Source organism: Pseudoalteromonas ostreae (genome assembly GCF_018069805.1).
Taxonomy (GTDB): domain Bacteria; phylum Pseudomonadota; class Gammaproteobacteria; order Enterobacterales; family Alteromonadaceae; genus Pseudoalteromonas; species Pseudoalteromonas ostreae.
This window is the reverse complement of sequence record NZ_JAGPYN010000001.1, coordinates 57632-70594: the sequence shown is the minus strand read 5'-3', so window position 1 is coordinate 70594 and position 12963 is coordinate 57632. Positions and strand designations below refer to the sequence as shown.

Annotated in this window: 9 protein-coding genes; 1 reads left to right on the top strand and 8 read right to left on the bottom strand. The window is 41.0% G+C overall.

From position 1 onward, the window contains the following. Positions 1-15 precede the first annotated feature (15 nt). A complete protein-coding gene (locus J7338_RS00295) occupies positions 16-1641 on the bottom strand; it encodes a diacylglycerol kinase family protein (protein WP_210794506.1) in 1626 nt (541 codons plus the stop codon). Positions 1642-1914: 273 nt separating this feature from the next. Then, entirely contained in the window at positions 1915-2916 is a 1002-nt protein-coding gene (locus tag J7338_RS00290) for a branched-chain amino acid aminotransferase (protein WP_210794860.1), read from the bottom strand. Between the two features lie 335 nt (positions 2917-3251). Here J7338_RS00290 and J7338_RS00285 point away from each other — a divergent pair, with 335 nt between their 5' ends. After that, a complete protein-coding gene (locus J7338_RS00285) occupies positions 3252-3842 on the top strand; it encodes a GNAT family N-acetyltransferase (protein WP_210794504.1) in 591 nt (196 codons plus the stop codon). A 95-nt stretch (positions 3843-3937) separates the two neighbouring features. Here the strand turns inward: J7338_RS00285 and J7338_RS00280 are convergent, their stop codons facing one another. The 6 genes from J7338_RS00280 to J7338_RS00255 form a co-directional block, all read right to left on the bottom strand. Then, positions 3938-4552 (bottom strand): TetR/AcrR family transcriptional regulator, encoded by a 615-nt coding sequence (locus tag J7338_RS00280; protein ID WP_210794502.1) that lies wholly within the window; start codon positions 4550-4552, stop codon positions 3938-3940. 150 nt (positions 4553-4702) lie between these two features. Then, the gene (locus J7338_RS00275; RefSeq protein WP_210794500.1) at positions 4703-6112 is read right to left on the bottom strand and encodes an efflux transporter outer membrane subunit; all 1410 of its coding nucleotides are present in this window, start codon (positions 6110-6112) and stop codon (positions 4703-4705) included. Then, positions 6112-9243, bottom strand: a complete 3132-nt coding sequence (locus J7338_RS00270; protein ID WP_210794498.1) for an efflux RND transporter permease subunit — start codon at positions 9241-9243, stop codon at positions 6112-6114. Before J7338_RS00270 ends, J7338_RS00275 begins: the two co-directional genes overlap by 1 nt. Positions 9244-9255: 12 nt before the next feature. Beyond that, positions 9256-10413, bottom strand: a complete 1158-nt coding sequence (locus tag J7338_RS00265; RefSeq protein ID WP_210794496.1) for an efflux RND transporter periplasmic adaptor subunit — start codon at positions 10411-10413, stop codon at positions 9256-9258. 384 nt (positions 10414-10797) lie between these two features. Continuing rightward, the gene (gene paeA, locus J7338_RS00260) at positions 10798-12096 is read right to left on the bottom strand and encodes a polyamine export protein PaeA (RefSeq protein WP_210794494.1); all 1299 of its coding nucleotides are present in this window, start codon (positions 12094-12096) and stop codon (positions 10798-10800) included. 131 nt (positions 12097-12227) lie between these two features. Continuing rightward, a complete protein-coding gene (locus tag J7338_RS00255; protein ID WP_275074596.1) occupies positions 12228-12920 on the bottom strand; it encodes a substrate-binding periplasmic protein in 693 nt (230 codons plus the stop codon). Positions 12921-12963: the final 43 nt, after the last annotated feature.

The window sequence follows — 12963 nt, the reverse complement described above, 5'->3', positions numbered from 1 at the left end:
GCGCAACAAGTTCAGTTACTCGAGCTGCTCTGCACAGATCACCGCCAGTGATTGCGGAGTAATTTCAATAGTTAGTTTATCTGCACTTTTAACTTCACCATCAAGTACATACTTTATTTCCTGAGTCGCCGATATTGCAACGCGACGCGCATTGGTATGATGTGAATTAATCGCAAAGTTTGCTTGAGTAATACTGCTAAATACCAGCTCAGCAATGCTTAATACATTGGTGGATGCGTCTTGGTTAGGAGTAAGCCAATTAACATCGAGCAAGCCATCATAGTGATCAGGCTGTCCCCCACCTTGCGCTAGTAAAGTAGTAAAAGGTGCTGCATTAGCGACAATTAAACTATTGGTATGTATTTGCTGCGGCTCGTTATCATCTAGCTGCACTGTGAAATCTTGGGCTTTTTGTTCGCCTAAAGCTTGCCAGAAGCCCTGTAAATATGCGAACTGACCAAGCTCGTTTTTAGTATCCCGATCGGCTTTTTCAATCATATGTTGTTCAAAGCCAATCCCTGCTAACAGCAGCATTAACTCACCATTGCAATATGCTGTATCCATTTGCTTGGTTTGCCCTTCAATAATCAAATCACATGCTACTTCCACAGGGATCAACTTTGACTTAATTCCCATTAAAACATGTGCTAGAGCATTGGCCGTGCCAAATGGGATAATACCTAATTTACAGTCTGTGTTTACCAAAACACTTGCTACTTCTGCCACTGTGCCATCGCCGCCGCAGGCGATGATCATATCTGGTTTATCAACTATCGCTTGTTTGGCCAACACAATCCCATTTTGCTCCACTGATGTAATCAACACATTTAAGTTATAGTAAGCAGATAAACGCGCAATAATTAAATGCTCTTTCTGCTGCCATAGCTTAGTGCCGGAAACTGGGTTGGCAATTAATACCGCTTTATTTTTGATTAATAACTCCCCCTTTCTATGGCGTTTAACTAATTGACGTAGTTGGTGTTTATTTAAATTAGCGGTTTCGCGTGTTTCTTTTATTTGCGCAAGCACTTGATGTACATCAGCCTCCTTATTTTGACTGAGCAAGTAAGCCGCCATCACAAACACCGAACGACCACGACCCAACGCGCAATGTACCACCACTCGACGATTATCTTTAATATGATGGGCAATCCAGTTAATCGCTTGATTAAGCTGCGAACGTGTTGGGACTCGATGATCAAGCACTGGGATATTTAAATAGTTTATGTTTTCTTGTGTTGATGACCATTCAAGTCCATCAAATTCACAGGTTACATCTAAAATCGCGGTAATACCGTTATCTTTTAAAATGTCTATATCTGAAGGAAATAAACGACAGGCTAAGAATAAATGTTCGTTAATTTGTTGTAATGGAGGTACTTTATCGTGCTTTCGGCTCCACGCGTTATAAACTTGTGCCCCCAATAAAAAAGGTATGAAAGCCCAACGAATGTAAAACGGGATAACACCGTTTTCTCGTTTACGAAAAATTTTTGCAATATTAAAAAAATAGGCACCGCTTACCAGTAATAGAGATAAAGCCGTCCAATAGAATAGCAGCGAAAAATAGCTAGGACTAACCTGCCACCCCATAATGATAAATACAATTGCCAGTAATAAGTAACTTATTGCGGCCCACATAAACGCTCCTTTTGTCGTTAGTTATACCCAAATAGAAATGCAATCTATGCGCCACTAAAAAATCTAACAGAAATAAAGATTCATATATATTTCATAGTATTAAGATATCAGCTGATTAGTTTCGTGATACTTGCTGTGCTTACATAGGTTATTTTTACACACCTGTGCAGCTAACTTACACACTTGAAAGTATAGATTATTAAATAATTTAGAGCATAAAAAAGCCTAGGTTATAAATAACCTAGGCTTTTTATAAAAACATATCGTTTAACTTTACACGTCGATTTTAGTTAACCAGCCATGGGGGTCTGGTGCTTTACCCCATTGAATATCGTTCAAGGCTTGGCGCAAACGCATTGTCGTTGGCCCTGCTTCACCACTGCCCACTTTATATTCTTTATCATTATGAATAAAAGTACCCACTGGGGTTAATACCGCAGCAGTGCCAGATAAAGCAGCTTCAGTACCCGGTTTTGCAGCACGCTCAAGTAATTCAGTGACCGTAAAATTACGCTCAGATACTGTCATACCTAAATCTTTAGCGATAGTTAAAATACTGCTGCGCGTCACGCCATGTAAAAAGGTGCTGTCTAGCGCTTTGGTGATGATTTCATTACCATCAATTAAAATAAAGTTTGCCGCGCCCGTTTCTTGTACATCACCGCCTGGGCAAAATAAAATTTGATCCGCTTTATGTTGTATACGAGCCGCTGTAATAGGTGCTAATGCACTGGCATAGTTACCCCCACTTTTTATCATGCCCATGTGTGGGGCACAGCGCATACCATCTTCTTCTAATAATACTCGCAGCGCAGTCGCACCACCAGCAAAGTAATCACCCACAGGTGATAATAATACATACAATAATGAACTTAATGACGGCACAGCCGCTTTGCCAATGGCCGCTTCAGTACCAATATGAGTTGGACGAATATACATAGAGCCCGGTGGTAACGGCGTTTCATCGGCATATTGGCGAACAATATCAATGATCATTTTTTCAAGCTTGGCTCCATCAACTTCAGGTAAGCTTAATAAATGCGAGCTTTGTTTCATGCGGGCAATGTTAGCATCCATGCGGAAAATATAGACTGAGCCGTCTTCATGGCGAAATGCTTTTAACCCCTCAAAACATGTACTTGAATAATGAAGAACATGCGCCCCAGCATGAAGCTCTATTTTATCTGACGGAACAATAGAGCTTTCGCTCCAAGCGTTATCAGTAAAACGCGCTTGAATCATCTGCGGCATAAATACAGTACCGAATGCGGCCATTTTAATCTCTCTTATGTGATCTACTTTTGCCCCATTGTATGACATTCATGCACTGTTTAACCATAACTAAAACAAGGCATTTGCTAAATTGTGTAATACCACAATTTGCGATCAGCTTAAAATGTTAAGGCAGCACTGTAAATGTTAGTTATAACGCGCAAGATATACTCTGCTAGTAATTAGTTTAAAGCCAATAAGTGGCTCACTAAACGGCTTACCTAACGAAGTACTTTGCACGACTAAATTAATTTTATTGTTATAAAGCAGCATTACAAGTAATGTACAAAACATTGAGATATTGATATTAGCAACCGTCTTAGGATTAAAGGAAATATATGCAGTGGTTAAAACCAATGCCATTAGTTGGGCACTTTATAACGCTTGAAGTATTAAGCTTACATCATATAGATGAGTTAAAACATGCGGTGCTTGATGGAGAGTCTTGGAAATTATGGTATGCCAATGTGCCTTCGCCAGAGCAGATGCACAGTTATGTTGAACGGGCGATTATTGAAGCCAAAAACGGCAATAGCGCCTTTGCTGTAAGGTGCAATAGTAGCGATAAAATAGTTGGCACAACTCGCTTCTATAACGTAGACACACAAAATCAGCGCGCATTACTAGGCTACACATGGTATGCAAAGGCGGTCCGAAGAAGCTCTGTAAATACTGAGTGTAAGCTTTTAATGTTGAAGTACTTATTTGACACTCACAATGCCATTGCGGTTGAATTTAGGACACACTTTTTTAATCACGATTCACGAAAAGCCATTGAAAGGCTAGGTGCTAAACAAGATGGTATTTTACGCAGTCATCAAATAATAAAAGATGGATCGATTCGCGATACCGTTGTGTATTCAATTATTGCATCAGAGTGGCCAGCCGTGAAGAATCATTTACTAAATAAACTAAATGTACTTAGCTGATAATTTACAGCATTGCGCTTTAAATCCCTAATTAACGATTAACGCAGCAAAGAGGATTAAACGATCCCTCTTTGCGCTTAAGAGCTCGGCTCAAATTAAAACGGTATAAGTAACGTCCGCATTGCTGGGCGAAGCGCTAATAAGAGCGTTGCTTTATCAATATATGGATTAAGGGTTTTACGTAAGGTGATCCCATTTATCATTGCAAACATCACTTCAATACGGCTTTCTAGTTCAGTTGCACTAAGATCTTTTATTAAACTGCGTTCACTCAATAAAAGATTACGCATTTTCTCTCTGGCGTAACAATCAGACTTTCGCAACTGCTCTGCCACTTTATCGTTGCGCGCAGCTTCAGCGAACATCTCTAAATCGAGTGCACCTTGGTTTACATCAGTATGATGATCCACTGCATGGTCTAAACCATCGAGCAGAATCGTTACTAAGTCACCCGGTTGATCTTCATACTCCTGAAAAATAGAGAATAGGTTTGCCATATCCTGTTCAATAATCGATTCAATGATCGCTTCTTTACTGGCAAAGTAATTGTATATATGTCCTGCGCTCATCCCTGCGATCTTTGAGATCTCAGCCATTCCTGCGCCATGATACCCTTTACGGCGAAAGCAATCTGCCGCCGCACATAACACTTGATCACGCCGAGCCTGTGCTAATGCAGGGTCGGTTTGTCTTTTCGATTTTTCTTTCATGTATTCCTGCCAGGTAATCGCGAAAAGCATCGCTTTTCTTTTAACCTAATCATTATCGCTAGTTTACATTATTTTAACCACTGCTTATGTGGGTTACAACAAAGAACTTTATAAACTAGCGATAAAACAGCTCACTGCGGGTTTTAGCCGCTATCCACTGTGCTCGGCTGGTCGCTGCCACCCACCACCAACCGCTTTATACAGATTAATTTGACTCGCAATATATGCTTGTTTACCACGGATCAACTGCTGTCCTGCACTCACCCAGTTACGTTGTGCATCCAGCACTTGTAAATAGCTATCAGCGCCTTTTTCAAAGCGCGCTTTAGAGAGCATGAACGACATCTGATTGCTGTTATATAAATCTTCAAGCGCACCTAGCTGCTGCATATAGCCTTGGCGATCCACCAGCGCATCAGAGACTTCTTTGAATGCTTGTTGAATCGTTTGTTCGTAGGTAGTTAGCGCAATATGTTGCTTAGTTTGCGCAACATCTAAGTTTGCTTGATTACGACCCATATTAAATATCGGTATCGTGATCGATGGCATAAAGCTCCAAGTGCCAGTGCCACTTGAAAACAAATTATCTAGATCACTCGACGCACTCCCAGCATTAGCCGTTAAGCTAATACTTGGAAAAAATGCCGCTTTAGCAACACCGATATTAGCGTTAGCAGCTAATAACTGAAACTCTGCCGCTTTAATATCAGGACGTTGTTCAAGTAACTCAGATGGTAAGCCTACAGGCACGGTTGGGAAGTTTAGTACTTCATCTAAACTCTCAGCGGGTAACAACTGTGCTGAAACCGGCTGACCGACTAATAAATCAAGAACATTTTTATCACGCTTTAGCAAGCGCTGATAATTAGCAATATCAACTTTTGCAGTGGCTACAGTGCTCTCAATTTGTGCCAAGGTTAACTTTGATGCCGCGCCAAGCACATAGCTTTTTTCGGTTAACGCCAATGATGCCTGCTGACTTTTTAGGGTTTGCGTGGCAAGCGCTAACTGCTCTTTATCAGCCGCGTAATTTAGCCACGCACTTACCAACTCAGAAATTAAGCTGATTTTCACACTCGTTTGAGTTTGCTCTGACGCGTACAGCGTTTGCAGTGCTTGATCAGATTGATTACGAATTTTGCCCCATATATCGAGCTCATACGCGGTCATTCCCACGGTAGCTTTATAGCTCTCGCTAATTTGTGCATTACCAGTTGACGTTAAGTCTCCCGGTAAGCGCTGACGCGTGCCCGACGCTGCAAAATCGATTGACGGATATAAAGCTGAGTCTTCAATTTGATAGAGCGCACGAACTTGCTGCACATTAAGCGCGGCAAGTTTAAGGTCTTTATTATGAAGTAATGTTTGTTCAATCAATTGTTGCAGTTTTTCATTCGCAAAAAACTGCTGCCATCTTAAATCAGCCGTATTACCTTGCTCGCTCGGTATTGCATAGCTATCAGGCACCGGTAACACTATATCCTCACGCGGTGGTGCCATTTGACAAGCACTGAGCACAAATACGCTTAGACTCGCTAGGCTTAACGTTTTGAATGTCATTATGGTTGCTCCTGTGTCACAGTTTTGTGTTTACCGGGAAAAACTCTGCGCACTAATACAAAGAATAACGGTACAAATATCACAGCCAATATTGACGATGCGAGCGTGCCACCTATGACTGAGATACCCAGCGCATTTTGTGCACCAGAACCGGCACTTGATGCAATTGCTAAAGGTAAAACGCCACAAATAAATGCCATAGAAGTCATCAAAATTGGTCGTAACCGTAGCTTAACTGAGTTAATTGCAGCATCCACGAGTCCCATGCCCTCATCCATTTTATGGATCGCGAATTCAACAATCAAAATAGCATTTTTAGATGCCAGCCCTATGGTAGTCAACAAGCCTACTTGTAAGTAAATATCATTCGATAAATTACCTATAAAGGCCGCCATTGCAGCGCCAAATACCCCTAAAGGAACAATCATCATTACCGCTGCCGGCACAGACCAACTTTCATACAATGCAGCTAAACATAAAAACACCACCAATAATGACAACGCATATAATAATGGCGCTTGTCCGCCGCTTAAACGCTCTTCATACGAAATACCAGTCCATTCAAAGGCAAACCCAGTTGGTAACTGGCTAACCAACTTCTCCATTTCATCCATAGCTTGACCAGTACTGTAACCTGGCGCTGCTGCACCTTGAATTTCCATCGCTGAAAAACCGTTAAAACGCTCAAGACGCGGCGAACCATAGGTCCAGTACGACTGAGCAAACGCGCTAAATGGCACCATATCGCCATTACTATTACGTACATACCATTTATCTAAATCTTCCGGAACCATACGAGACTCTGGCGTACCTTGTAAAAACACTTTTTTTACTCGACCACGGTCGATAAAGTCATTCACATAGCTACTACCCCACGCGGTAGACAAAGTACTATTGATATCTGCTTGGGTCAGCCCAAGTGCTTGCGCTTTTGCTAAATCAATATCTAGCTCCAGTTCTGGCTTATCTTCTTGACCATTAGGGCGAACGCCTGCTAACACAGGACTTTGTGAAGCCATCCCTAGTAACATATTTCGCGCTTCGAGTAATTTGTCGTGACCAAGCCCAACCCTATCTTGTAAAAACAAGGTAAAGCCATTGGCAGTGCCAAGCTCAACAACCGCAGGTGGTGGGAAAGCAAAAACAAAGGCTTCTTTAATCGTAGAAAAATAACCCATCGCTTTGCCTGCAACTGCACCAACCGATAAATCATCGCGTTGACGCTCATCCCAGTGTTTTAAACCAACAAAGCCAAGCGCTGCATTTTGTCCAGAGCCTGCGAAGCTAAAGCCAGTTACACTAAACACAGAACGAACAGCTTCAGACTGATCTTCTAGGAAATGTTTTTCCATTTTCTCAACGACTTTTAATGTCTGCTCAGTGGTTGCTCCTGCTGGTAAACTTACTTGATTGAACAAAATACCTTGGTCTTCATCAGGTAAAAATGCTGAAGGGAGTTGTGAGAAAATATAGATCATGCCGCCAACAATTAAGCCGTAACACAATAAATAGCGCTTACTTTGCTTGATCATACGACTTACAAAGTTTTGTGCGCCGGCATTCGTTTTATCAAAGCCGCGGTTAAAGCCCATAAAAAAGCGACCAATAAATGATGAGTTATTATGTACGTGACTCGGTTTTAACATGGTTGCACACAGTGCTGGTGTTAAAATAAGTGCCACTAAAACAGATAAACTCATAGCAGTTACTAAGGTTACTGAGAACTGACGATAAATAACCCCTGTCGAGCCTGCAAAGAACGCCATTGGGATAAATACGGCCGATAATACCATAGCAATACCAACCAGTGCACCTTTGATTTCATCCATCGATTTTCGCGTAGCTTCAAGCGGTGACAGCTTTTCTTCGGTCATCACCCGCTCAACGTTTTCAACCACCACGATGGCATCATCAACTAATAAGCCGATAGCTAATACCATAGCAAACATGGTTAAAGTATTAATTGAATAACCCAGTACTTGCAGTACAGCAAAGGTACCGAGTAAAACCACAGGCACTGCAATGGTAGGAATTAGTGTTGCTCTAAAGTTTTGTAAAAACAAGTACATAACTAAAAACACTAACACCACGGCTTCGATTAATGTACTCACTACTTTTTCAATTGATAATGATACAAACGGAGTGGTGTCGTAAGGTACAACACTGGCTAACCCTTCAGGGAAAAAAGGCTCTAGTTCAGCCAATGCAGTTTTAACACCCGCAGCAGTATCAAGAGCGTTTGCACCACTGGCAAGTTTAATACCTAAACCTGACGCTGGTTTACCATTAAAGCGCGCCACAACACCGTAGCTTTCACCGCCAAGTTCAACTTTTGCGACATCCCCTAAACGAACTACAGATCCATCCTCATTATTTTTGACAAAAATATTGCGAAATTGTTCAGGTGTTTGTAAACGACTTTGCGCAGTCACAGTGGCATTAAGCTGTTGCCCTGAAACCGCAGGTAACGCACCAAGTTGACCTGCTGATACTTGCGCATTTTGAGCACTAATGGATGCACTAATATCCGCAGGAGTCAGTTTATATTTTTGCAGCATGCTAGGGTTTAACCAGATACGCATTGCATATTGAGAGCCAAATAACTGCACTTCACCTACGCCATCGACGCGTGACACTATGTCTTGCACATTGGATGCAACATAGTCACCGATATCGATATTGTTCATACTGCCATCTTCAGAGACAAAACCAACAACCATTAAAAAGTTGTGAGCGGATTTAGCGACTGATACACCTTGACGTTGCACTTCTTGTGGCAATAACGGTGTGGCTAAGGCAAGTTTATTCTGCACTTGAACTTGTGCAATATCAGGATCAGTATCAGCATCAAACGTCAATGTTAAAGTTGCCGAACCATTTGATTCTGAGGTTGATGACATATATAGCAAGCCATCTAACCCTTTCATCTTTTGCTCAATAACCTGCGTAACAGTATCTTCTAACGTACGTGCAGAGGCACCAGGATAATTAGCTTGAACACTAATTGCCGGAGGCGCAATAGACGGGTACTGAGCAATAGGTAAACCTTTAATTGCTAGTATTCCCGCCAACATAACAACAATGGCCAATACCCATGCAAAAATAGGCCGATCGATAAAAAATCGTGACATTAAAATGCTCCGTTATTGAGTTTTAGTAGCTGAGTCGGCTGGCACTGCATTAACCGGTGCGCCTGGTGCTATTTTTTGTAAACCTTCAACAATCAATTGATCGCCCTCGCTTAAGCCACTAGTCACTAACCAGTTTGCACCTACTGTGCGGTCAGTTTTTAATACCCGTGCTTCAACGGTATTATCTTTACTCACCACCATCGCTGTAGGCTCACCTTTAGTATTACGACTCACACCACGCTGCGGTACTAAAATAGCATTCGCCTTCACACCTTCAACAACCACAGCTCTGACATACATACCAGGTAATAATAGCTTTTCTGGATTTGGAAATTCTGCTCGTAAAGTCACTGAGCCAGTGCTTGGATCAACCGCCACTTCAGAAAACTGCAAAGTGCCTATGTGTGGATACACTGAGCCATCTTCCATAGTAAGTTCAACCTTTGATTGCGCAGTAAGATCTTTGTCAAGCTCACCAGTGGCAATCGCTTTTTTCAAGCGGGTCAACTCACTGCTGGATTGGGTAAGATCAATATAAATTGGATCAAGCTGAGTAACGGTTGCTAATACGGTTGCTTGATTAGCACTTACCAAAGCACCGGCAGTCACATTCGATTTACCAATTCGACCACTAATAGGTGATGAAACTCGACTATAGTTAAGATTGATCTGCGCTGTTTTAAGCTGCGCTTGGGCAGTTAATAAATCAGCCTGCGCACCTTTATAGCTGGCGTCGGCTTCATCAAAATCTTGTTGGCTTACCGCTTTTATTGCTAGTAAATCAGAATAACGATCTGATTTAGCCTTTGCATTAGCAATGCTCGCTTGTGCCTTACTAATAGCTGCTTTACTGGTTGCCACTTGTGCTTCAAATGTAGCGGGGTCGATTTGATATAAAGCCTGCCCTTTTTTGACTTCAGCACCTTGCGTGAATAAACGTGATTGAATAATACCACTTACCTGAGGACGAATTTCTGCCACTTGAGACGCAGTTACTCGTCCCGGAAGCTCCTTCGTAAGTGTTAATGGCTGGCTTTTTAATGTAATTACGCCAACAGGAGCTGGCTGAGAAACAGGCGCATTTGCCTGCTGAGTTTGATCGCAACCGGATAAAGCAACTGCACTTGCCAAAGCCGTGACAGTAAAAAGAACGACGCGAGAACGCTGCATGTTAACTACCTTCAATATAAAATGAACGTTCATTCTAAATTAAACTATTACATTTTCCAATGTTAATTAAGAATTATTTTTAAAAGATCTAAGAGCATGTAAAGTGATGTAAAAAAACTTGACGGTGAGTTAAAAATCAGAGCAACTTAGTTGCTAATTACAGGCACAAAAAGAGTTAATTTTGTTGTTAATGGGTATAAGAATGCAGTTGCAGTGAACATTAAAAGGCACTATTAGCAAAGGCTCAGAAGCCAACTTAGTTTTACTTAGTAGCAACACTTTAGCACCACAATATGTATGGAGTAAGGGTATTCGTAGATAAAGACTGCGCAATAAAAAAGGCGCTTTTGAATAACTAATGAGGCGCATAGCGCGCCTCACGTTTTATTGTGAGGCTGGTTCTATCGGTAGTATTTTAGACACCAATAACTGCTCAACTCGAATCCCTTCAACATCCACAACTTCAAATTTAAAACCTGCGTATTGAATATATTCTGCACGTTTAGGAATTCGTTTCATGGTATAAATTAAAAATCCAGCAACCGTTTCATAATGCATTTGATCTGGAAATTCCTCCACACCGAGTACTTTTGCCAGTTCAACGGTTGGGGTTAAACCATCAACTAACCATGAATTTGCATCGCGGGCGATAATTAATTCATCGCCATTATGGGTGATCAAATCCCCCATAAAGCCTTTCATCAAATCTTTAACTGTCACAATACCTACCACAAGTGCGTATTCGTTTACCACCACCGCAAATGGTTTTGCTGCACCTTTAAAGGCATTTAATGCCTCTGACAAACTCAGTGTTTCAGGTAGATAGAAAATCTCTTTTTCGAGCATCTCGTCGTTAATATTCGCCGCATCGCCTTTGAGCACTTGACGAAGAATATCTTTTGATTCAACTGAGCCAATTAATTTATCTAAATTGCCATTGCATACCAAAAAATGATTATGTGGATGATCAATGATTTTACCCGAAATACTATCGCTGGCTTCGTTAATATCAAAGTAGACTATTTGATCTCGAGGTGACATTACACTCGATAAAAAGCGCGCCTCTAAATCAAATACATTACCAATTAAGTCATATTCTTGTTGTTGTAAACTGCCATATTCGGCGCCTGCATCCATCATTGCAACTATGTCTTCGGTGGTCACAATGTCTTCACGCTCTGCCGGCACATTGAATAACCGTAAAACAATGTTAGTTACACCATTAAAAAACAACACCAACGGTGTTAATGCATACGTTACCCAACGCATGATCGTGACTACGCGAACCGCAACAGCCTCAGGCAAGATCATTGCTAAGCGTTTTGGTAATAAATCAGCAAATAAAATAAACAATGAAGTAATTGTCAAAAACGACAGCAAAAAGCTAATTTGCGCCAGTAACGGGCCTTGATAAAACAACACAAGTACACTTTCAACATAAGGTGAAAGCGCTTGTTCGCCCACTATGCCGCCTAAAATAGCAATTGCATTGAGAGCAATTTGGATCATGGCAAAAAAAGCACCTGGTTGCTCTTGCAGCTTTAATACTGCCGCCGCTTTAGCATTGCCTTCGTCAGCCATGACTCTTAATTTAATTTTACGTGATGCTGCGATCGCGATTTCCGACATAGCAAATAACGCACTGATCAAGATTAATAAACCAATCCCGATTAAGTCACCCATTTATAACTCCAAAAATAAACGCTTTTATAAGCAAAAGCAGCTGGATTATAGCCCCTTTTAAAGGTTGGGCAATTGAAATTTAATTAATATAAAAAATACATATATATCAGTTTCTTAAAAATAATAAAAGTTTACTGATACACGCTGAAGGCGTTAATGAGTTTAGTTTTAGTTGGCTTATCTAGCGCTTTGTTACAAGCAAAATACAGTGCTGGTTGTTTGATCTTGAGTCTTAAAATAGGTGCTAACTTGTCAGTAACCTGTCTTTTAGACTGTTCAAATTTAACGCGTTGTTCAGGTAATACGACGATATCGATACTGCTTTGACGGCTTTGAACTATTTTAAAAATATTATCAAAACTATTCATCAGCATTAGATTTACACCTTCTTCAAAGCCCTGTGATAATAAAAAGTGATGACTATAATTATCTTTTAATACCGCAATTCGGTATTGCTTTGCTTGTTCTAAGGAGTTGATGACAATGCTTTTCGAGTTCAATGCATAAAGATAAGTGTTTAACTGTGCTAATTCTGCAATCCAAATAAATTGCTTTTCACGAGAAGCTGAACGCGCCATAGAAAAAATACACGTATGCGGATCGCGCAGTGCCATATTAAATGCAGTGCTCCAGCCATGTACTGAAACTACGTAATCGAGTGTTGAAGAATCTAGCACCATTCGAACTTTATCAGCAATATAACCAACAAGTTGTTCATTTTCATCAAGATGCTGAGCAGGCGGAAAGTATTCCGTCACGACATTTAATTTGGCGAGACTTTGATTACTTAAAATTATGAATAAAAAATAACACCACTTAGCCACTATTGCCCCATCGATTATTGCTTTAATCATCTGTTGACGTAAA

What these genes read in the sequence shown, in the direction of transcription:
- J7338_RS00295 (WP_210794506.1), bottom strand. Translation starts at nt 1,641, where the DNA reads ATGTGGGCCGCAATAAGTTACTTATTACTGGCAATTGTATTTATCATT.
- J7338_RS00290 (WP_210794860.1), bottom strand. Translation starts at nt 2,916, where the DNA reads ATGGCCGCATTCGGTACTGTATTTATGCCGCAGATGATTCAAGCGCGT.
- J7338_RS00285 (WP_210794504.1), top strand. Translation starts at nt 3,252, where the DNA reads ATGCAGTGGTTAAAACCAATGCCATTAGTTGGGCACTTTATAACGCTT.
- J7338_RS00280 (WP_210794502.1), bottom strand. Translation starts at nt 4,552, where the DNA reads ATGAAAGAAAAATCGAAAAGACAAACCGACCCTGCATTAGCACAGGCT.
- J7338_RS00275 (WP_210794500.1), bottom strand. Translation starts at nt 6,112, where the DNA reads ATGACATTCAAAACGTTAAGCCTAGCGAGTCTAAGCGTATTTGTGCTC.
- J7338_RS00270 (WP_210794498.1), bottom strand. Translation starts at nt 9,243, where the DNA reads ATGTCACGATTTTTTATCGATCGGCCTATTTTTGCATGGGTATTGGCC.
- J7338_RS00265 (WP_210794496.1), bottom strand. Translation starts at nt 10,413, where the DNA reads ATGCAGCGTTCTCGCGTCGTTCTTTTTACTGTCACGGCTTTGGCAAGT.
- paeA (WP_210794494.1), bottom strand. Translation starts at nt 12,096, where the DNA reads ATGGGTGACTTAATCGGGATTGGTTTATTAATCTTGATCAGTGCGTTA.